The sequence below is a fragment of the Aeromonas sp. 159 genome (assembly GCF_963862045.1).
GTDB classification, from domain to species: domain Bacteria; phylum Pseudomonadota; class Gammaproteobacteria; order Enterobacterales; family Aeromonadaceae; genus Aeromonas; species Aeromonas veronii.
In genome coordinates this window covers 1-21,687 of the sequence record NZ_CAWLMI010000038.1, presented here as the reverse complement: position 1 = coordinate 21,687, position 21,687 = coordinate 1, and the positions used below count along the sequence as shown (strand labels likewise).

The following is a 21,687-nucleotide window of genomic DNA, read 5'->3' as shown; positions in this document are numbered from 1 at the left end:
TTCGCCCCCGTCAATCATTGACCGGCGGGGGCAAGAGGTTAGGCCATGAGCACGCGCCAGCGCGTCACTTCATGGTTGGCATGGAGAACTCGGCACCACTGCGCAGGCTCTGGGGCCAGCGCGCCGTGACCGTCTTCATCCGGGTATAAAAGCGAACCCCATCCGGCCCGTGCATGTTGAGCGGCCCGAAGATGGAGCGCTTCCAGCCGCCAAAGCTGTGAAACGCCATCGGCACCGGAATGGGAACGTTCACCCCTACCATACCGACCTGCACCCGCGCCGTGAAGTCCCGCGCGGTGTCGCCGTCACAGGTAAAGATGGCGGTACCGTTGCCGTACTCGTGCTCGTTGATGAGGCGCAGCGCCGTCTCGTAGTCCGGCACCCGCACAATCGAGAGCACAGGGCCGAAGATCTCCTCGCGGTAGATGCGCATCTCGGGGGTCACCTGGTCAAACAGGCAGCCACCGATAAAGTAACCCTCGTCGTGGCTCAGCGTGCGACCATCGACCCGCAGCGTGGCCCCTTCGGCCACCCCCTGATCCACGTAGCCGCGCACCTTGGCCAGATGTTCCTTGCTGATGAGCGGCCCCATCTCGTTCTCCGGGCTCTGGCCCAGCCCCGGGCCTACCCGCAGGTTTTCCACCAGCGGCGTCAGCTTGGCCACCAGCGCATCGGCGGTCTCGTCCCCCACCACCACGGCCACCGAGATCGCCATGCAGCGCTCACCCGCAGCCCCATAAGCAGCCCCCATCAGGGCGGAGACCGCCTGATCGAGGTCCGCATCCGGCATCACCACCATGTGATTCTTGGCGCCGCCCAACGCCTGCACCCGTTTGCCATGGGCCGAGGCGGTGGCATAGATATACTGGGCGATGGGGGTGGAGCCGACAAACGACACAGCACCCACTCGCGGGTCGGTCAGCAGCACATCCACCACCTCCTTGTCACCGTTCACCACGTTGAGCACGCCGTCCGGCAGACCGGCCTCCTTGAGCAGCTCGGCCATCCGCAGCGAGAGGGAGGGATCCTTCTCGGAGGGTTTGAGAATAAAGGTGTTGCCGCAGGCAATGGCGACCGGGAACATCCAGAGCGGCACCATGGCCGGAAAGTTGAACGGGGTGATACCGGCGCAAACCCCGACCGGCTGCATCATGGAGTAGCTGTCTACCCCGCGACCGACGTTGAGGGAGTGCTCCCCCTTGAGCAGATGAGGGATGCCGCAGGCAAACTCCACCACCTCCAACCCGCGGGTCAGCTCACCCTGCGCATCGGAGAAGACCTTGCCGTGTTCGCGGCTGATGAGCTGGGCAAGCTCGTCCCTGTGCTGCTCCATCAACTCCTTGAAGCGGAAAAAGACCCGGGCCCGTACCAGCGGAGGGGTTTGCGACCAGTCGGCAAAGGCGCGCTCGGCGATGGCGATCGCCTCCTGACACTCGGCGGCGCTGGAAAGCCCCACACTCCCCTGCTGCTTGCCGCAGGCGGGATTGAAGATGGCACCCTGGCGCTCGCTGCGACTCTCCTGCAGCTGGCCGTTGATGAAGTTGCTGACCCTGTATGTCATGTATCCTCCGTGATAACTGATGTGGTAAATGCGCTGAGCAAACCAACGCAAAGCCCCGCCAGTGCGGGGCCATCAAATGGGTTAGGGTTGTGCCTGCAGGGCATCCTGCAGCAGGGTGAAGAGATCGTCGATCTGGCTGCGCTCGATGATGAGGGGCGGCGACAGGGCGATGATGTCGCCGGTCACCCGGATCAATGCCCCCTTCTCGAAGCAGCGAACAAACACCTCGTAGGCGCGCTTGCCCGGTGCATCGGGCATGGACTCCAGCTCGATACCCGCCACCAGCCCGTAGTTGCGTACATCCTTCACATGCTTGCAGCCCTTCAGCGAATGGGCAGCCTCCTCCCAGTAGCCCGCCAGATCGGCAGCGCGGCTGAGCAGGTTCTCGTTGCGATAGATCTCGAGGGTCGCAAGACCCGCAGCCGCCGCCACCGGATGACCGGAGTAGGTGTAGCCGTGGAACAGCTCGATAGCCCCCTTGCCTGCCGCCATCATGTCGTCATAAATGTGCTTCTGCACCAGTACCGCCCCCATGGGGATAGCGCCGTTGGTCAGCCCCTTGGCGCAGGTGATCATGTCGGGGATGACATCGAACTCCTGGGCGGCGAAGGGGGAACCGAGGCGGCCGAAACCGGTGATCACCTCGTCAAAAATCAGCAGGATGCCGTGCTTGGTGCAGATCTCCCGCAGCCGCTTGAGGTAGCCTTTGGGGGGCATCAGCACGCCGGTACTGCCAGCGATGGGCTCGACGATCACCGCCGCGATATTGCTGGCATCGTGCAGGAAGACGATCTTCTCCAGCTCGTCGGCCAGTGCCACATCCTCCTCGGGCAGCCCTTTGGTGAAGGCGTTCTTGGCGATGTTGAGGGTATGAGGCAGATGATCCACCCCAGTCAGCAGGGAGCCGAACCACTTGCGGTTGCCGGGAATGCCCCCCACCGAGATGCCGCCAAAGCCGACCCCGTGATAGCCACGCTCGCGGCCAATCAGCCGGGTACGGGTGCCCTGACCGCGAGCCCGCTGCCAGGCCAGCGCGATTTTGAGCGCGGTATCGACCGACTCTGAGCCTGAGTTGGTATAGAAGACGTGGCCAAACCCCTTGGGGGCGATCTCCACCAGCTTGTTGGCCAGCTCAAACGGCAGGGGGTGGCCCATCTGGAAAGTGGGGGCGAAATCGAGGTGGGAAATCTGCTGGGAGACCGCCTCGGCAATCTCGCGCCGACCATGGCCCGCGTTGCAACACCAGAGTCCGGCTGTGCCATCCAGTATCTTGCGGCCATCCTCTGAGTGATAATACATCCCCTCTGCCGACTTCAGGATACGCGGCGCCGCCTTGAACTGCTGGTTGGCGGTGAACGGCATCCAGAAGGCGGACATGTCGGAGGGCGTATTGATGTCGCTGATCGGTTTCATGGTCACCTCATCCTTAAGGTGTTTAGCAACTGTCGGCCAATGCCTATTAAATTAAACACCTGAATCCATAAAAAAGGGCCCGTTATCGCCCTGTCTGGTGCCACCCCTAGCTAGACGCATCAGCAGGGTGGTATAAGATATTTAACACAATTTTAATAATAGTAAACAGTCAAGGAGTGTCTATAGATGGATATCGGTCACCGCCTCAAGGCGGTTCGCACCAAGGCGGCCCTCTCCCAGCGCGAGCTGGCCAAGCGCTCCGGTGTGACCAACGGATTTATCTCCCAGATCGAGAAAAATCAGGTGAGCCCCTCTGTCGCCTCCCTGCGCAAGGTGCTGGAAGGGATCCCCATGTCGCTGGCCAGCTTCTTCACCGAAGAGACCGAAATGGGCACCGAAGTGATCTTCCGCGCCGCCGATATGCCGGATCTCGGCACGCATCCCATCAGCTACCGGCTGGTCGGGCACAGCCGCGCCAACCGCGCCATCGGCATGTTGCAGGAGGTGCTGCCACCGGGCGCCGACACCGGCGACGACATGCTGAGCCACGAGGGTGAAGAGTGCGGCATCGTCATCAAGGGCGAAGTTGAAGTGACCGTGGGCGAGCAGATCTACCTGCTGGGCGCCGGGGATGGCTACTACTTCGACAGCCGCACCCCCCACCGTTTTCGCAATAGTGGCGAACAGGAGTGCGTGCTGATTTCGGCCAACACCCCCGCCAGTTTCTGACATTCAGACGCGCATCGGCAGGGGAGCAATGTTTAATGAATTGTTACAAGATGGATTTACAAGCGGCAAGATGTTTAGCATATTGATACGCGGAAACTGACTTTTGCCGGTTCAAGGAGTGAACATGAGTGACCTGACCCTGGCCCAGTGGCAACACAAGGCCGCCCATCTGACCCTGCCCTCGCAAGCCTTTATCAACGGCAGCTATCGGGATGCCGTCAATGGCGCCACCTTCGATTGCATCAACCCGGCCAATGGCAAGCTGCTGACCAAGGTGGCAGCCTGCGATGCCGCCGATGCCGAACTAGCGGTACAGGCTGCGCGTGACGCCTTCAACGACAAGCGTTGGAGCGGCCTGCCGCCGAAACAGCGCAAACAGATCATGCAGCGTTTCGCCGAGCTGATGCGCCTTAACAAGGTTGAGCTGGCGCTGCTGGAGTCGCTCGATATGGGCAAACCCATCGGCGATGCCATGGGCTATGACGCTCCCGCCGCCGCCAACTGCATCGCCTGGAACGCCGAAGCGATCGACAAGATCTACGATCAGGTCGCCCCGGTGGAGGAGTCAGCACTGGCGCTGGTGACCCGCGAAGCGCTCGGGGTGGTTGCCGCCATAGTACCCTGGAACTTCCCGCTGGTGATGGCCTGCTGGAAGCTGGGCCCGGCGCTCGCTACCGGCAACTCGGTCATTCTCAAGCCTTCCGAAAAATCTCCGCTGACCGCCCTGCGTATCGCAAGTTTGGCCAAGGAAGCGGGCATTCCGGACGGTGTGTTCAACGTGCTGCCGGGCTTTGGCCACACCGTGGGCGAGGCGCTGGCCATGCACATGGACGTGGATTGCATCACTTTTACCGGCTCCACCAAGATCGGTAAACATCTGGTGGAGTGCTCCGGCAAGTCCAACCTCAAGCGCGCCTTTATGGAGTGCGGCGGCAAGAGCCCCAACATCATACTGGCCGACGCACCGGATCTGGACGCTGCGGCCAAGAGCGCCGCTGGCGCCATCTTCTACAACCAGGGCGAGGTGTGCACCGCCGCCTCTCGCCTGCTGGTGCAAAACAGCATCAAACCGCAATTTATGGAGCGACTGCTGGCCCATGCCCGCGAGTGGATCTCGAGCAACCCGCTCGACCCTGCGACCCGCATTGGCGCCATGGTGGACAACATCCAGATGGAGCAGGTGCTGCGCTATATCGAGATTGGCAAGCAGGAGGGGGCCAAGCTGCTGCTGGGCGGCAACCGCACCAATATGGAGAGTGGCGGCTTCTATATCGAACCCACCATTTTCGACGACGTGACCCCGCAGATGCGCATCTTCCGCGAGGAGATCTTCGGCCCTGTGCTGGCGGTGACCGGCTTCGATACCCTGGAAGAAGCCATTGCGCTGGGCAACGACACCGACTATGGGCTGGCGGCGGCGATCTGGACGGCGGATCTCAACAAGGCGGTGAAAGGCTCGCGCGCCCTGCGCGCCGGTACCGTGTTCGTCAACAACTGGGACGGTGGTGACATGACCATGCCATTTGGCGGCTTCAAACAGTCCGGTAACGGTCGCGACAAGTCACTTCATGCGCTGGAGAAGTACACCGAGCTGAAAAGCACCTGGATTCAGCTGGAATAACACGACAAAGCAGCACTATCGGATCAAAAAGGGGGAGAAATCCCCCCTTTTGCATTTTTGGCCTTCCATCACCGGGCTCAATCCTTATAATGATAAAAAAGCCAACATGTTAAATATAAAGACAAAAATGCTATTTTTTCTGGGAAGCGTACTTTTTCTGGTGATCGGTTTGCCCCTGCTGTTCTTCGTGCTGGGGCACGGCGAGGCCTACGTGACCTGGGGCCCCTGGATCTCCGCCATCGCCCTGATGTTGTGGTTGTTGATGGACGTCGACAAGATCCGCCGCGGTAAAGGCTGACCGGCCAGCCCCCCTCCTCTTATCCCTCAAACTTCGTTTATTCGCTTCTTTCCCCGCAAAAGGATCGCTACACTGATTTTTTGCGATGTTTTCCCGCATCCAACGCTTCAGTAAAGGTCATCCGCATGCCGCAACAGATCCAGCGTCAGGGCGTCATCTACGCCCTGTGCGCCTATACCCTTTGGGGCATAGCCCCCATCTATTTCAAGACCATCTCTGCCGTCCCGGCCGCCGAAATCCTGACCCACCGGATGATCTGGTCCTGCGTGCTGCTGATGGTACTGACCCTGGCAGGCCGTCAGTGGCACAAGGTGCAGGCGGTGCTGCGCCAGCCAAAAGTGTTGCTCACCCTGGCGTTTACCTCGGTTACCGTCGGCGGCAACTGGCTGCTGTTCATCTGGGCCATCAACAACGGTCACATGCTGGATGCCAGCCTCGGCTACTACATCAACCCGCTGTTCAACGTACTGTTGGGAATGGTGTTTCTGAACGAGAAGCTGCGCCGCCTGCAGTGGTGGGCGGTGGCGCTGGCCTTTGCCGGGGTGGCGATCCAGCTTATCGCCTTTGGCTCCTTGCCCTGGATTGCGCTGGTGCTGGCGTCGAGCTTTGCCATCTATGGGCTGGTGCGCAAAAAACTGGCCCTCGATGCCCTCACCGGTCTGCTGATCGAAACCATGATCATGCTGCCGCCAGCGGCCATCTATCTGTGGGGCTTTGCCGACAGCCCCACCAGCCATCTCACCCAGAACGATTGGCAACTCAACCTGCTGCTGATCGCCGCAGGCGCCGTCACCACGGCCCCCCTGCTCTGCTTCACTGCCGCCGCGACCAGGCTCAAGCTCTCCACCCTGGGCTTCTTCCAGTACATAGGCCCCAGCCTGATGTTCATCCTCGCGGTCACCCTCTATGGGGAAGCGCTGGCGATGGACAAACTGCTCACCTTTGCCTGCATCTGGAGCGCGCTGGTGCTGTTCAGTCTGGATGGGCTGCGCAGCGGCAAAGCCGCGCCAAGCCGTACCTGACACCGCCTCACCACCATCGACCCCGGCTCATCAGCCGGGGTTCTTTTTCGTGCCACCAGCGCCCTTCAGACTGCGACTTCCCCTTCTCCAGAGCCGACTCGCCATCAACAGACCACACCCGAGTCTCACTATCCCGCCAGAGAGCTATGCTATCCATGAACGGAGCCGAATGGAGGCAACATGCTCAAGCACATTCACGACAGATCTCTGCTTTTTGGTCAGGTTCTGGGGATCATGGTCATTATCACGCTGATCTCCATCAGCTTTTTCGGGCTTTATTCGGTCCGGAGCGCAGCCGATCAGATGGGACAGGGGAAGGATGTGGTAGCCGATATTCTGCCGCCGCCTCTCTACCTCATCGAATCCCAGTTGCAGGTCTACACCCTGCTCCATGCCAAACCGGAGGAGCGGGAGCACCTGCTGCAAACCCTCACCCGGCTTCAGCAAGAGTTCGAGATCCGTAACCGCTTCTGGCAAGAGAGCAGCCTGAACGAGCCCCTCAGGGAGCTGCTGCTGGGGGAGCAAAAAGTGCAGGGGGAACTGTTCTGGCAGTTGCTCAACGACAAGTTTGTCCCCGCCATCAAGGCGGGGGATCTGGCGCAGGCGGGCGCGATTGCGGCACGCCTGCACACCCTCTATAACGCCCACCGGCTAGGGGTGGACGCCACCGTCATCCGCGGCAACGAGTATGCCGCCGAGCAGATGGCCCATCTCGCCAACACCACCCGACTCTGTTACGCCCTACTGTTGTGCGCCGCACTGCTGGGGGCCGGACTCATCTTCTGGCTGGGACGCCCGACCCAACAGCGACTGCTGGCCGCTGGCAAGGCCACCGCCGCCATCGCCGAAGGGGAGTTGAACCGCCCCATGCCGGAGCCGGGGCTTGATGCCATCGGCGAGCTGATCCGCCAGATCGGGGCCATGCGTGACCAGCTGGCAACCCTGGTGGAGTCCCTGCAGCGCAGCGCCAGTACGCTGGATGATCGCGCCACCAGCCTGACCGCCATGGCACAACGGCACACCGATGACAGTCAGGCTCAGGTCGGGGCGGCCCACCATATCGAACAGGCCATCGAACAGCTCACCCACTCCATTGAACAGGCGGGTAGCCAGCTGCATCAGGTGGGGGAGCAAACCCTGCAGTCAGCAGAGCGGGCACAAGAGGCGACACTCGCCATCCACACCGTGGAACAGGTGATCGGGGAACAAGTCACGGGAGTGAAGCAGGTCTCCCATACCATTTCGGATCTGGCTGGCCTCTCGCAGCAGATTGCCGGGCTGGCGGGCGCCATTCACGATATTGCGGAGCAGACCAATCTGCTGGCGCTGAACGCCGCCATTGAAGCGGCGCGGGCAGGTGAACAGGGACGCGGTTTTGCCGTGGTAGCTGATGAAGTACGCTCGCTGGCGACCCGCACCGGCAGCGCCACCACCGAGATCAACACCATCATCGGCAAGATCCAGGATGTCAGCCTGCGCGCCGCCAGCGAGATGGATACCGAGCTGGCCCGGGTCGAACAGGCGGTCACTCACACGATGACAGCGCGCCAGAGCGTCGCCCGGATCGCGCAGAGCTGCGAGGAGATCAATCAGCGCATCGCTCAGGTCGATCAGTTGATGAGCGATGAGACCCGGCTGGTGCAAGGGATCCACCATCAGGTCGGGGAGATGTCGCGGTTGGCGGCCGAGGCCAACCAGAGCGCCAGTCAGGCCGCCGAAGAGGCGACCATGGTCGCCCAGCACGCCCGCATCCTGACCAGGCAGACTCACCACTTCCATCTCGACACCACCCGCCATTGATCCCCGGCGCTGACGGGAGTCAGCGCCCCCCTTTTTCTCTGCATTGACTAAATGGGTAGCATTGGACTCCACGAGGGAATAGGATCCGCCCCTCTGAAAACCAACTGCAAGGATCAACAGACATGAATCGAAAATGGTCGCTCCCCATCGTGGCAATCGCGGGGGGAGCGTTACTCTGGCTTGGCAATACCTTTGGTATGAAATGGGCTCTGATGGCCCTGATCGGATTCGGCTTCGGCTTCACCCTCTCCTTCAGCCGCTTCGGCATCGTCTTCGGTTGGCGCGAAATGCTGACCAAGCGCAACAGCTACTATGTGCGGGTTCACCTACTCACCATCGCTATCGAAATTCTGCTGTTCACCACCTTCCTCTCCTTTAGCCACGCCCTGTTTGGCGATGCCATGGTGGGTAACGTGATGGCTATCGGCATTCCTTTCATCGTCGGTGCCTTCCTGTTCGGCATCGGCATGCAGCTGGCTGGCGTCTGCGCCACCGGCACTCTTTACTGCTGCGGCGAGGGGCAACCCCGCTTCTGGCTGGTGCTGATCTGCTACGGCATTGGCACCCTTATCAGCAACCAGTTCCGCCCCGAACTGGAGGCTACCTTCTCCAGCCATGTGGTATTGGCCCGAGATCTGACCGGCAATATCTGGAGCGGCATGCTGCTCAACCTGGTGCTGGTCGCCACGCTGTTCCTGCTGTTTCGCAACAGCGAACTCAAGCGTACCGGCGAGCTCAAGCCCCTCTTCAGCGGTGGCAACCTGTTCTGGCGCGATGGCCGCTTCACCGTGCTGACCGGCGGCATCATCATCGCCCTGCTCAACTCGTCCGTGGTCGCTCTGCACGGCTCGGCCTGGACCATCACCGGCGCCGTCTATGACATGGCGCTGCGCGGTGCCTCCCTGTTTGGCCTGTTCGAGGGGAACCCGAAACTGGCCCAGCCGCTCTTTATCAACCCCATGGTCGGCATGTTCTGGCTCGGGATTCTGGGGGCCATGCTGGCGCGCTGTTTGAGTGGTGGCGGCGACTTCGCCCCGATGCGGATCGGCAACAGTCTGGCCTCCATCATCGGCGGCCTGTTGATGGGGATGGGCGCCATGTACGCCGCCTGCAACCTCGGCGGCTTCTTCGATGGCACCGCCTCTGGCAGCCTGCACGGCTGGGTCTGGATGCTGATGGCCCTGGCGGGCAGCCTCATCGGCATTCGCCTGCGCCCGCTGTTCGGGCTCTGAGGCACGACATCGTAAACACCCCATAAGAAACGGGAGGCCAAGCCTCCCGTTTTTACATTTATTGCTCCCGTTGCTCTGCTTATTGGACAGGCTGGGAAACCCCTTCCAGATGGATTTCCACCCGGCGATCCGGTGCCAGACAGGCGATCAGCTCCTGCTTGGAGCGGCTGGCACAGCTGCTGCCAGTGACCGGATTGGCCTTGCCACGTCCCTCGACTTGTACCTTGTCGGCATACAAGCCTTTGGATACCAGATAGCTGGCCACACTCTGGGCCCGCTTCTCGGATAGCGCCAGGTTGTAGTTGTCGGAACCGATCCGGTCGGTATAACCGATGACAGTTGCGACGCCATCTTTCGGATTGGCCGCCACAATCTGGCTGAACAGGGCATCGAGCGCCTGATTGGCAGCCGGCTTCAGGGTCGCCTTGTTGAACTCGAACAGCACATCGGAACTCAGACTGAAGGTCTTGGGCTCAACCACGGCTACAGGTGCCGGTTCTGCTGCCGGAGCGGGCGCCGGTGCAGCGACCTCGCCACCTTGCTGACCGAAGCGATAGAGCATCCCGAACGAGATCAGGCCGTTATCCATCTCGATACCGGAGCGATCGAGAGAGGCATCTCCCAGCGGCGTGGTGTACTGGTACTCCAGACGGGCGGCCCAGTCACGATCGATGGCATATTCGGCACCCAGCGCACCAACGAAGGCGGCGCCATGCTTTTTGCCGGTCTCGCTGGTATTGGCGAAGCTGATCTCGCTATCCGTCCAGGCATAAGCACCGCCCAGTCGGCCATAAAGATCGAGCACGTTCGTTGCCGGGAAGCTGATCTTCATGGTGGCCTGAATCATCTGGCTCTTGGCTTCGGTCTTGAGGGTATTGGCGCCAGTGCCCGAAGTGGTGTCGTATTTGCCAAGCCAGTCATAACCCAGCTCGAAACCCAGGTTGGGGTTGAGCTGGTAACCGGCGAACAGGCCCAGACCCAGATCATCCGTGTTCTCGCTGGTATTACCCAACGTCTGGGCAATCGACTCGGCATACTGGTTGTGGTCAACGCCATAGTAATTGGACCAACCGGCCTTGCCACCGACATACCAGGTATTGTCCTGAGCGGCGGCCTGTACGGCTCCGGCCGCCAGCAAACCACTGACCAATACGGCAAGCATGGATTTATTCATATTTTCGCCTCTGCAATAAGTCGTTATGGGCGCCTGAGTGCGCACTTTCCCTGTGTGAAGCCGTCAGGCGGCCTCTCCGCTATTCAGGGTATCCCATCCGAACGCAGCCTCAAATGACCAAGCCATCAGGAGTGTGAGCTTGCCAGCAATATCCGGCGTAAAAATCACCTGTGTACCTATTCACACTGTTTTGCCAGTTAAACCATGACTTTGCGTCGTACGGAGTGGACCTATCCACACGCAGCAATAGAAAAGGGAGGCATAACGCCTCCCTCCCGGTGAGTTGTTGCAGCCCCCTTGCTCAACTAGCCAGGAATAAACGGTAGGCGGGGTCGTCGCTCACCTCTTTCCAGCCGTAACCAATCTCGCGCAGGTAGTCGTGGAAGGCGGCCACGTCTTCGTCTGGCAGCTCAAAGGCACACAACACCCGGCCGTAGTCGGCACCGTGGTTGCGATAGTGGAACAGGCTGATGTTCCAGCGACAGCCCAGAGTCTCGAGGAAGCGCATCAGGGCGCCCGGCTGCTCCGGAAACTTGAAGCTGTAGAGCCGTTCACCAAGGGGCCGGGCCGGGCGGCCGCCAATCATGTAACGCACGTGGTTCTTGGCCAGCTCGCTCTCGGTCATGTTGACCACCGGGTAGCCGTTGCCACCGAGCTGATCGATGATCTGGCCCAGCTCCTCGTCACCGCCGGTGAGGCGCACCGAGACGAACAGCGACGCCTGCTCGGCATCGGCGTAGCGATAGTTGAACTCGGTCACCATACGGGGGCCAAGCTGACGGCAGAAGTCGAGGAAGGCCCCCTTACGCTCGGGGATGGTCACCGCCAGCATGCCCTCGCGCTTCTCGCCGATCTCGCAGCGCTCCGACACGTAGCGCAGGCTGTGGAAGTTGACGTTGGCACCGGAGAGAATGGCCGCCATCCGCCCCCCTTTGACCTGCTCCCGCTCGCTGTAGGCCTTGAGGCCCGCCAACGACAGGGCGCCCGACGGCTCGGCAATGGCGCGACAGTCGTCGAAGATGTCTTTCAGCGCGGCGCAGATCTGGTCGTTGGAGACGGTCACTACCTCGTCCAGATACTGGTTGCACAGGCGGAAGGTCTCCTCGCCGATGCGCTTGACCGCTACACCATCCGCAAACAGCGAGACCCGCTCCAGATTGACCGGCTCGCCAGCAGCCATGGCTGCCTTGAGACAGGCGGAGCCTTCAGCCTCCACCCCGATCACCTTCACATCCGGCAGCAGCTGTTTGATGTAGACCGCCACCCCGGCGGCCAAGCCGCCGCCACCCACCGGCACGAACACGTGGGTGAGGTGGGTATCCTGCTCCAGCAGCTCCTTGCCGATGGTGCCCTGCCCGGCGATCACCTCAACGTCGTCAAACGGCGGGATCAGGGTGTAGCCCTCAAGCGTGGAGAGGCGGCGACTCTCGCCATAGGCCTCGTCGAAGCTGTTGCCGAACAGCATTACGTTGCCGCCCTGACGGCGTACCGCATCGATCTTGATGTCCGGCGTGGTCTTGGGCATCACGATGATCGCCTTGATGCCGAGCTTGGCGGCAGACAGGGCGACCCCCTGCGCGTGGTTGCCCGCAGAGGCGGCGATGACGCCGCGCGCCTTCTGCTCCTCGGTCAGGGTGGCGATCTTGTGGTAGGCACCGCGTAGCTTGAAGGAGTGGACCGGTTGCAGATCCTCCCGCTTCAGGCTGACGTGGTTGCCGAGCCGCTCGGAGAGTTTCTTCAGGGTTTGCAAAGGGGTCACCCGCGCCGCCTCATAGACGGGGGAGAGCAACACCTTGCGTAGATAATCCGCCGCAGAGACCATGATTTATTCCCCCAGCATCGAGCGATCGCGCACCGCGCCTTTATCGGCGCTGGTGGCGAACATGGCGTAGGCACGCAGGGCAAAGGAGACCTGACGCTGACGATCGAGCGGCTTCCAGCCACGGGCTTCCACGGCGATACGGCGGGCGACCAGCACGCTGTCGGCCACCTCCAGCACCATGCTGCGGGCCGGGATGTTGATGCTGATGATGTCGCCATCCTCCACCAGACCTATGGTGCCACCAGAGGCAGCCTCCGGCGAGACGTGGCCGATGGAGAGGCCCGAAGTACCGCCGGAGAAGCGGCCATCGGTGATCAGGGCGCACGCCTTGCCGAGCCCCATGGACTTGAGATAAGTGGTGGGGTAGAGCATCTCCTGCATGCCGGGGCCCCCTTTCGGCCCTTCGTAGCGGATCACCACTACCTCGCCCGCTTTCACTGTGCCATCGAGGATGCCGCTCACCGCGCTCTCCTGACTCTCGAATACCCGGGCCGGGCCACGGAAGGTGAGGTTCTCCTCATCCACTCCGGCAGTCTTGACGATGGCACCGTTGACCGCGAGGTTGCCAGAGAGCACCGCCAGACCGCCCTCCTGGCTGTAGGCATTTTCCAGCGAGCGGATGCAGCCCTCGGCGCGGTCCAGATCCAGCTCCGGCCAGCGGCAATCCTGACTGAACGCCTTGGTGGTGCGGATCCCGGCCGGGCCAGCGCGGTAGAAGTCCACCACCTCCTGACTCGGCTGGCGGCTGACGTCATACTCATTGAGCTGTTCGACGAGGGAGCAACCCAGCACGGTACGGGTATCCCCATGCACCAGACCCGCTTTTTCCAGCTGGCCCAGAATGGCGACCACACCGCCGGCGCGGTGCACATCTTCCATATGGTATTTCTGGGTGGAGGGCGCCACCTTGCAGAGCTGTGGCACCTTGCGCGACATGCGGTCGATATCGGCCATGGTGAAGTCGACGCCCGCCTCCTGCGCCGCCGCCAGCAGGTGCAGCACGGTATTGGTGGAGCCGCCCATGGCAATATCGAGCGCCATGGCGTTCTCGAACGCCGCCTTGGTGGCGATATTGCGCGGCAGGGCGGTCTCGTCATCCTGCTCATACCAGCGCTTGGCCAAAGTCACGATGCGCTGGCCCGCCAGCTTGAACAGCTGCTCACGATCGGCGTGGGTCGCCAGCATGGAGCCGTTACCCGGCTGGGAGAGACCCAGCGCCTCGGTCAGGCAGTTCATGGAGTTGGCGGTAAACATGCCGGAACAGGAACCGCAGGTGGGGCAGGCGCTGCGCTCCACCTGTTCGCTCTGGGCGTCCGACACCTTGGGATCGGCGCCCTGGATCATGGCATCCACCAGATCCAGCTTGATGATCTGGTCGGAGAGCTTGGTCTTGCCCGCTTCCATCGGGCCGCCGGAGACGAAGATCACCGGGATGTTGATTCGCAGGGCGGCCATCAGCATCCCCGGGGTGATCTTGTCGCAGTTGGAGATACAGACCATGGCGTCGGCGCAGTGGGCGTTGACCATGTACTCCACCGAATCGGCGATCAGCTCGCGCGATGGCAGGGAGTAGAGCATGCCGCCGTGGCCCATGGCGATGCCGTCATCTACGGCGATGGTGTTGAACTCCTTGGCGACGCCGCCCGCTGCTTCAATCTCGCGCGCCACCAGCTGACCCAGATCCTTGAGGTGGACGTGGCCCGGCACGAACTGGGTGAAGGAGTTGACCACGGCGATGATGGGCTTGCCGAAATCCTGATCGGTCATTCCGGTGGCGCGCCACAGGGCGCGGGCCCCGGCCATGTTACGTCCGTGGGTGGTGGTGGCGGATCTCAACTTCGGCATGTCTCTACTCCCTGAATGCCCATATGGGCTCGATGCGTTATGCGGTGATGATACGAGTGGATCGGAATCGATCCTGGTGAGCACTCCTCTGGGAAGCTCTCACCGGAAGCGACTCGGGGAGGCTCCGCGCCTCCCCTCTCTCATCAGTCGTTGACGGGGGTCAGCCAGCCCCACTTGTCCTCGGTCTGGCCGCTGAACAGGCCGAAGAAGGCGTTTTGCAACTGCTCGGTCACCGGGCCACGGCTGCCAGCGCCCACCTTCATCCGATCGACGGAGCGCACCGGTGTCACCTCGGCGGCGGTGCCGGTCATGAAGATTTCGTCTGCGACATAGAGCGCCTCACGGGGTAGCGCCTGCTCGCGCACCTCGTAACCCAGATCGCGGGCCAGCGTCATGATGGTGTCACGGGTAATGCCGGGCAGGATGGCGGCGGTAGCAGGCGGGGTGAACAGCACGCCGTTCTTCACCAGAAACAGGTTCTCCCCCGCCCCTTCGCTCAGGTAGCCGTTCACATCCAGCGCCAGCCCCTCGGCGAAGCCATTGCGCTTGGCCTCACGGCTGATCAGCTGGGATGACAAATAGTTGCCGCCCGCCTTGGCGCCGGTGGGAATGGTGTTGGGAGCGAGCCGGTTCCATGAGGTGACACAGACATCCACCCCGTTTTTCAGCCCCTCTTCCCCCAGATAAGCGCCCCACGGCAGGGCCGCCACCATCAGGTCGGCCTTGGCATCCAGCGGCGGATGCAGCCCCAGCCCCACGTTGCCGACAAAGGCCAGCGGGCGCAGGTAGCCGCTCTTCAGGCCGTTCTCGCGCACCACGGTGCGGCAGGCTTCATTCACGTCGGCCTCGCTGTAGGGAACGTCCATCCAGTAGATTTTGGCGGAGTCGAACAGGCGGCGGGTGTGCTCCTGCAGACGGAAAATGCAGGTGCCTTTGGGGGTATCGTAGGCGCGTACCCCCTCGAACACCGAGGAGCCGTAGTGCAGGGCGTGGCTCATCACGTGCACCTGGGCATCCTGCCAGGGCACCAGTTTGCCGTTGAACCAGATGTATTGGGGGTGAGTGGCGGATTGGGAAGGCTGTGACATTGGCTTGGCTCCTTAAGCTCTGATCCGGGGTTGCTGTTCCAGTGCATCGACCCGGGAGACGTCCACCAGCTTCACCAGCTGGCTCCACAACTGCTGGATGGGACGCACCGACTCGACAGTAACCGTGATCCGCAGCTGTTGGCAATCCTGCTCCATGTTGAGGGCGCAGAGAGCGAAGCCACGGTGACGCACCACCCGCAGCACCCGCTCCATCACTTCGGGTCTGGGCTGGGCGTGGATATGCAGGGTGTGTTGTGCAAATGCGGGCTGGGCAAGGGTGTGCGGGTTCATGGGCGTTGCTCCATCATCTGGTGGTTGGCGACTCCCGGCGGAACCAGGGGCCAGACGTTTTCTTCCTCTGAAATAGCCACATGCAGCAGGTAGGCACTCTCGCTTGCCAGCAGGCGATCGAGGGCACCGGCTATCTGCTCCTTGCATGTGATGGTCTCGCCCGGAATGCCGAAGGCGGCAGCCAGGGCGACGAAATCGGGGTTATCGGAGAGGATGGTCTCGCTGTAGCGGCCGTCGAAGAACAGCTCCTGCCACTGGCGCACCATGCCGAGGCGCTGGTTATCCAGCAGCACCATCTTCACCTTGAGCTGAGCGCGGCGGATGGTGCCAAGCTCCTGCACGTTCATCATGAAAGAGCCATCACCGCTCACCAGCACCACTTCATCCTCCGGGCGCGACATCTTGGCGCCGATGGCGGCGGGCAAACCAAACCCCATGGTGCCGAGACCGGCGCTGGAGAGGTGGTTGCGCGGGCTGGTGAAGCGCATGTGCTGGGCCACCCACATCTGGTGCTGCCCCACGTCGCAGGCGACCACGCTGCTCTCCGGCAGCCGGGCAGAGAGCTGCTTGAGCAGGGCCGGAGCATAGATAGCCTGACCCGGGTGGTCGTAGCGAAATGCATATTCGCGGGCCATGGCTGCGCAGTGTTCACGCCAGGGGGCGATGTCGAGAGTCATGGCGAGGCGCGGCAGCACCTGTTTGAGATCCGTGGTGATACCCACCTCGGCAGCGCGGCGCTTGCCGAACTCGGCGGCGTCCACATCGAGATGGATCACCTTGGCCTCGGGAGCAAACTCCTCCAGCTTGCCGGTCACCCTGTCGTCGAAACGGGCACCCACCACCAGCAGCAGATCGCACTGCTGCACCGCGTAGTTGGCCGCCTTTGTGCCGTGCATGCCGAGCATACCGAGGTAAACAGGACTATCGGGGTCGAGCGCGCCAATCCCCTTGAGGGTGGTGACAGAAGGCATTCCGGTTGCGGCAGCAAAGTCACGCAGCTGCTGCTCGGCATTGGCCATGCCCACCCCACCACCGACGTAAAGCACCGGACGCTCGGCGGCAGCCAGCAGGGTGCGGGCCGCGGCCAGATCCGAGGGGTTGAGCACCTCCGGCTCTTCCACTGCAAACAACGGGCTCTGGGCAGGCACGGCGGCCAGTTGCACATCCTTGGGGAGATCGATCAGCACAGGGCCGGGGCGACCTTCGGTGGCGATGGCGAAAGCTTCTGCCAGCACGCGCCCCAGATCGGCGGCATCGGTCACCATGAAGGAGTGCTTGGTACAGGAGAGGGACATGCCGAGCACGTCGACCTCCTGAAACGCATCGGTGCCGATAGCGGAACAAGGCACCTGACCGCTGATGGCCACCAACGGCACCGAGTCGAGCAGCGCCTCCGCCAGACCGGTCACCAGATTGGTGGCACCGGGGCCGGAAGTAGCGATGCAGACCCCCACCTGACCGGAGGCGCGAGCATAACCGACCGCGGCCATGGCGGCGCCCTGCTCGTGGCGACAGAGCTGATGGGCCAGACCACCGTCATACAGGGCATCGTAGACCGGCATGATGGCCCCGCCCGGGTAACCAAACACCAGGGTCACACCCTGTTTCTTGAGAGCCTGTACCAAAAACTGCGCGCCGTTCATGTGGAAAATCCTGTCCTTTGGTCGAAAAAAAACCCCCGAGCTGTGAGGCTCGGGGGTCGCTTGTTTCGTTCTGTCCGGTGGTGGGTCTATCCCTTGTTCCGTGCAGCTAAACGAGCCCCGAGCGGTGAGATAATAATCACCACTAGGACCACAATAATGCTGACGAAACGGGAGGCCATGTTCATAGTTACAACCGGAAATCCTGTGAAATTGGGGCGGTTTCTACCGCGAATGGCTATTAGAACTAGCACGGTGATTTTTATTGGGCAAGCCTTTTTTCTGTGACAACCCACTGATTTTGGCTATTCATCAGCCGGAACTCTGGAATAAAAAACCAACAACAAGCAGTTAGTCAGAACATATATCAACTCAAGGACGGGATTTATGTCATTAGCTGTGGTTTATAGCCGTGCCAGCCTCGGGATCGCGGCCCCGCAAGTTACAGTGGAAGTTCACCTCTCCAACGGCCTGCCCGCCTTCAACATGGTCGGCCTGCCGGAAACCTCGGTGAAGGAGTCGCGAGATCGGGTGCGCAGCGCCCTGCTCAACGGCAATTTCGAGTTCCCGAGCAAACACATCACGGTCAATCTGGCTCCCGCCGATCTACCCAAGGAGGGGGGCCGCTTCGATCTGGCCATCGCCATCGGCATTCTCGCTGCTTCCAAGCAGATACCGGCAAAATACCTGCTCGATCATGAATTTTTGGGGGAATTGGCCCTGACCGGCGAAATTCGCCCCGTGCTCGGGGTGCTGCCCGCCGTGCTCGCCTGCCGGAATGCGGGACGCACCCTGCTGGTACCGCGGGAGAACGGCCCGGAAGCCTCTCTCATTCAGGATGCCGAGGTGCGCACCGCCCATCAGCTGCTGGCCGTCACCGCCTGGCTGGCAGGCCAGTACGAACTACCACTGCCAGATCCCCAAAGCGCGGAGAGCCTGCCAGATGTGCCGGACCTGCAGGATGTGATCGGCCAGTCACAGGCCAAGCGGGCGCTGGAGATCGCCGCCGCCGGCAGCCACAACCTGCTGTTCATCGGCCCGCCCGGCACTGGCAAGAGCATGCTGGCGAGCCGACTGCCCGGCATCTTGCCGCCGCTGAGCGAGCAGGAAGCGCAGCAGACCGCCGCCATCCACTCCATCGGCGGCCTCACCCCACGCGCCGGCCACTGGCACCACAGACCCTATCGCACGCCCCACCACAGTGCCTCCGCAGTGGCGCTGGTGGGTGGTGGCAGCCACCCGCGGCCCGGCGAAATATCGTTGGCCCACAACGGGGTGCTGTTTCTCGACGAGCTGCCCGAATTCGAGCGCAAGGTGCTCGACTCCTTGCGCGAGCCGCTGGAGACGGGCCACATCACCATCAGCCGGGCCGCCCGTCAGGTGGATTTCCCCGCCCGCTTCCAGCTGGTGGGCGCAATGAATCCTAGCCCCTGCGGCCACTATGGCGATGGCCAGACCCGCTCCAGCCCGGATCAGATCCTGCGCTACCTCGGCAAACTCTCCGGCCCCTTTCTCGACCGCTTTGACCTGACGGTGGAGGTGCCACTGCTGCCCAAGGGGAGCCTGACCGGCAAGGCGGAGCGGGGGGAGTCTAGTCAACAGATCCGCGATCGGGTACTGGCGGCGCGAGAGCGCATGCTGAGCCGTAACGGCAAGCTCAACAACCTGCTGGATAGCCGTGAGATAGAGGATATTTGCCGCTTATCAGCGCAAGATGCCGAATTTTTGGAGAATGCTATCCAGAAGCTGGGGCTCAGCATCCGGGCCTGGCATCGCATCCTGCGGGTGTCACGCACCATCGCCGATCTGGCCGGGCAACCCGCCATCGGCAAGGAGCATCTTATTGAGGCGCTCGGTTATCGCGCCATGGACAGGCTGCTGTCGCGATTGCGCAGCAGCTGACAGAAGGGAAAGGGTGAGTCCAACCCCGTAACGGCTCTGAATGGTCTCGCAGGCAATCGGCTGATATTATGGCCACAGATCTGACCACTTGATGGCCCTTTATCGACAGCAAGACGGACCCGACTCATGCCCAACAAGCTGACAGAGCGACTGCGCGGCAGCCTCTCCACCCTGCTCTATTTTTTCAACACCCTCTTCTGGTTTGTCCCCATCTTCTCGCTGGGTCTGCTCAAGCTCCTGCTCCCCCTCAAGGGGTGGCGCACCCTCTGCAACTGGCTGCTGGATGGCTGTGCCAGCTGCTGGATCGGTTTCAACAATCTGATCCAGAAAACCATCATCAAAACCTCTTTCGAGGTGGTCGGAGTGGACAAAGGGCGCCGGAATGAGTGGTATATGGTGATTGCCAACCATCAATCCTGGGTCGACATACTGGTACTGCAGCGGGTTTTTAACCAAAAAATCCCCTTCCTGAAGTTTTTCCTCAAGAAAGAGCTGATTTGGGTACCTTTTCTCGGTCTGGCATGGTGGGCGCTCGACTTCCCCTTCATGCGGCGATATTCCAGGAAATTTCTGGAAAAGCATCCCCATCTGAAGGGAAAAGACATTGAAACAACCCGTAAAGCCTGTGCCAGGTTCCGCCACATTCCGGTGAGCGTGATGAACTTCGTCGAAGGCACCCGCTTCACCAAGGGCAAACATCAGAAGCAGGGTTCGCCCTATCGTCACCTGCTCCACCCGAAAGCAGGCGGCATCGCCTTTACCCTGGCAGCCATGGGTGACCAGTTGCATCAACTGGTGGATGTCACCATCGCCTATCCGGACGGCATTCCCAGCTACTGGGACTTCATGTGTGGCCGGGTCGGGCAAATCAAGGTTCAGGTCCGCTATTTGCCGATCGACCGCAAGCTGGTGGGGGATTACTTCAATGACCCCGAGTTCCAACAAGAGTTTCAACAGTGGTTGAACGGGATCTGGCACGAAAAGGACCAGGCCCTGAGCCAACTGCTGGCAACCAAGGCGCAGTAAACATTCATGCTATCCCTGCTTCCCGGCCCGCTGGTGCTGATCATCAGCGCGGGCCTGACCATCCTTTTCACCGCCTTGTGCGCCAGCTTGATCCTGCTGGTGTCGCTGGCCAAACTGCTGCTGCCGATCCCGGCCTTTGGTCGCGCCTGCAGCCGCCTCAACAACCGCTTCATGAGACTGTGGCTGGCCTGCAATGCGCTGGTGATCCGCCTCACCACCCGTATTGACTGGCAGCTGGAGGACAATACCAAGCTGCGCAAGGATGGCTGGTATCTCATCATCAGCAACCATATGAGCTGGACCGATATCGTGGTGCTCGGCCACCTGTTCCGCGACCGGCTGCCGGTGCCCAAGTTCTTTATGAAACACGAGCTGATCTACATACCGCTGTTGGGGCTCGCCTGCTGGGGGCTCGATATGCCCTTTATGCGCCGCTACTCACGGGAGTTTTTGCTGAAGAACCCGCACCTGCGCGGCAAGGATATCGAGACCACCCGCAATGCCTGCGAGAAGTTTCGCCACATCCCCACTACCGTCATCAATTTCGTGGAAGGGACCCGCTTCACCGAGCAAAAACGGGATGCTTCCCGCTCCCGCTACCGCCATCTGATGCCGCCCAAGGCGGCGGGGCTGGCCTTTACGCTGGCAGCCATGGGGGAGCAGTTCGACAGCCTGATCAACGTCACCATCCGCTATCCGGACAACGCCGAGACCCCGTTCAAGGACTTCCTGATGGGACGGGTAAAACGCATTCAGGTGCGAATTGAGGAGCTGCCGGTGAATGAACAGCTGATAGGAGATTACTTCAACGACAAGCAGTTCAAGCGCGGTTTTCAGGAGTGGCTAAACCAGCGCTGGCAGGAGAAGGACGAGGTGCTGGAGGGGTGGCATAGCGGTCAGGTGCCGCTGCCAGTTGCCGCCAAATCCGGGGAGGAATCCAAAAAGAGCGCAGAAGCCAACTCGGCCAACTGATTTTCGGAAAAGACGGCAATCCCGTGGCGGCGCAGCAGGGCGGTGGTCTTGCCCTCGCCCGCCACAGAAACACCTTCGAAGCGGCCGTTATAGATACGGCCGCTGCCACATGAGGGGCTTCCCTCTTTCAGCAGGGCGAAGCGAATGCCCTGCGTCTGACAGATTTCCAGCGCCAGCTCGGCGCCGCGATCAAACTCGGCAGTCACATCCAGTCCGCTCGCCGTCACTACGCGCTCGCCCTGCCGCTCGGC

At 61.5% G+C, this 21,687-nt stretch carries 18 protein-coding genes; 9 read left to right on the top strand and 9 right to left on the bottom strand.

The window, feature by feature from the left end; all coding sequences use genetic code 11:
• Positions 1 to 64: 64 nt before the first annotated feature.
• Positions 65 to 1,561 (bottom strand): CoA-acylating methylmalonate-semialdehyde dehydrogenase, encoded by a 1,497-nt coding sequence (locus AACR14_RS07910; protein ID WP_019445764.1) that lies wholly within the window; start codon positions 1,559 to 1,561, stop codon positions 65 to 67.
• An 81-nt stretch (positions 1,562 to 1,642) separates the two neighbouring features.
• Positions 1,643 to 2,974: an aspartate aminotransferase family protein gene (locus AACR14_RS07905; protein ID WP_005357473.1), complete on the bottom strand. Its 1,332-nt coding sequence runs from the start codon at positions 2,972 to 2,974 to the stop codon at positions 1,643 to 1,645.
• Between the two features lie 186 nt (positions 2,975 to 3,160).
• On the opposite strand from AACR14_RS07905, the gene AACR14_RS07900 reads away from it, so the two are divergent.
• The 6 genes from AACR14_RS07900 to AACR14_RS07875 all read left to right on the top strand — a co-directional run bounded on the left by AACR14_RS07900 (position 3,161) and on the right by AACR14_RS07875 (position 9,676).
• Positions 3,161 to 3,703, top strand: a complete 543-nt coding sequence (locus tag AACR14_RS07900; RefSeq protein ID WP_005339643.1) for a cupin domain-containing protein — start codon at positions 3,161 to 3,163, stop codon at positions 3,701 to 3,703.
• 124 nt (positions 3,704 to 3,827) lie between these two features.
• Positions 3,828 to 5,324 (top strand): aldehyde dehydrogenase, encoded by a 1,497-nt coding sequence (locus AACR14_RS07895; protein ID WP_019445763.1) that lies wholly within the window; start codon positions 3,828 to 3,830, stop codon positions 5,322 to 5,324.
• 127 nt (positions 5,325 to 5,451) lie between these two features.
• Entirely contained in the window at positions 5,452 to 5,622 is a 171-nt protein-coding gene (locus tag AACR14_RS07890) for a hypothetical protein (protein WP_005341999.1), read from the top strand.
• Positions 5,623 to 5,747: 125 nt separating this feature from the next.
• Positions 5,748 to 6,644 carry an EamA family transporter RarD gene (gene rarD, locus AACR14_RS07885; RefSeq protein WP_019445762.1) on the top strand — a complete coding sequence of 299 codons (897 nt, stop codon included), beginning with the start codon at positions 5,748 to 5,750 and terminating at the stop codon, positions 6,642 to 6,644.
• A 180-nt stretch (positions 6,645 to 6,824) separates the two neighbouring features.
• Complete coding sequence (locus AACR14_RS07880; protein ID WP_019445761.1) at positions 6,825 to 8,444, top strand: methyl-accepting chemotaxis protein; 1,620 nt, start codon at positions 6,825 to 6,827, stop codon at positions 8,442 to 8,444.
• 122 nt (positions 8,445 to 8,566) lie between these two features.
• Positions 8,567 to 9,676, top strand: coding sequence for a YeeE/YedE family protein (locus AACR14_RS07875; RefSeq protein ID WP_019445760.1), 1,110 nt, complete (start codon positions 8,567 to 8,569; stop codon positions 9,674 to 9,676).
• A 79-nt stretch (positions 9,677 to 9,755) separates the two neighbouring features.
• Here AACR14_RS07875 and ompA read toward each other — a convergent pair whose 3' ends face one another.
• From ompA to ilvG, 6 genes are all read right to left on the bottom strand, one after another.
• Positions 9,756 to 10,850, bottom strand: coding sequence for a porin OmpA (ompA, locus tag AACR14_RS07870; RefSeq protein ID WP_019445759.1), 1,095 nt, complete (start codon positions 10,848 to 10,850; stop codon positions 9,756 to 9,758).
• A 301-nt stretch (positions 10,851 to 11,151) separates the two neighbouring features.
• Positions 11,152 to 12,672, bottom strand: coding sequence for a threonine ammonia-lyase, biosynthetic (gene ilvA / locus AACR14_RS07865; protein WP_019445758.1), 1,521 nt, complete (start codon positions 12,670 to 12,672; stop codon positions 11,152 to 11,154).
• A 3-nt stretch (positions 12,673 to 12,675) separates the two neighbouring features.
• Positions 12,676 to 14,517 (bottom strand): dihydroxy-acid dehydratase, encoded by a 1,842-nt coding sequence (gene ilvD, locus AACR14_RS07860; RefSeq protein WP_019445757.1) that lies wholly within the window; start codon positions 14,515 to 14,517, stop codon positions 12,676 to 12,678.
• A 143-nt stretch (positions 14,518 to 14,660) separates the two neighbouring features.
• Positions 14,661 to 15,605, bottom strand: coding sequence for a branched-chain amino acid transaminase (locus AACR14_RS07855; RefSeq protein ID WP_019445756.1), 945 nt, complete (start codon positions 15,603 to 15,605; stop codon positions 14,661 to 14,663).
• Positions 15,606 to 15,617: 12 nt separating this feature from the next.
• Positions 15,618 to 15,896 carry an acetolactate synthase 2 small subunit gene (ilvM, locus tag AACR14_RS07850; RefSeq protein WP_005339613.1) on the bottom strand — a complete coding sequence of 93 codons (279 nt, stop codon included), beginning with the start codon at positions 15,894 to 15,896 and terminating at the stop codon, positions 15,618 to 15,620.
• Positions 15,893 to 17,539, bottom strand: coding sequence for an acetolactate synthase 2 catalytic subunit (gene ilvG, locus AACR14_RS07845; RefSeq protein ID WP_019445755.1), 1,647 nt, complete (start codon positions 17,537 to 17,539; stop codon positions 15,893 to 15,895). The genes ilvM and ilvG overlap by 4 nt, the downstream gene beginning before the upstream one ends.
• A 384-nt stretch (positions 17,540 to 17,923) precedes the next feature.
• On the opposite strand from ilvG, the gene AACR14_RS07840 reads away from it, so the two are divergent.
• The 3 genes from AACR14_RS07840 (at position 17,924) to AACR14_RS07830 (ending at position 21,436) form a co-directional block, all read left to right on the top strand.
• Entirely contained in the window at positions 17,924 to 19,438 is a 1,515-nt protein-coding gene (locus AACR14_RS07840) for a YifB family Mg chelatase-like AAA ATPase (RefSeq protein WP_019445754.1), read from the top strand.
• A 126-nt stretch (positions 19,439 to 19,564) separates the two neighbouring features.
• A complete protein-coding gene (locus AACR14_RS07835; RefSeq protein WP_019445753.1) occupies positions 19,565 to 20,464 on the top strand; it encodes an acyltransferase in 900 nt (299 codons plus the stop codon).
• 6 nt (positions 20,465 to 20,470) lie between these two features.
• The gene (locus AACR14_RS07830; protein ID WP_019445752.1) at positions 20,471 to 21,436 is read left to right on the top strand and encodes an acyltransferase; all 966 of its coding nucleotides are present in this window, start codon (positions 20,471 to 20,473) and stop codon (positions 21,434 to 21,436) included.
• Here the strand turns inward: AACR14_RS07830 and AACR14_RS07825 are convergent.
• The coding region (locus tag AACR14_RS07825) for a DUF523 domain-containing protein (protein ID WP_019445751.1) at positions 21,361 to 21,687 on the bottom strand (327 nt) is incomplete at its 5' end. The genes AACR14_RS07830 and AACR14_RS07825 overlap by 76 nt on opposite strands.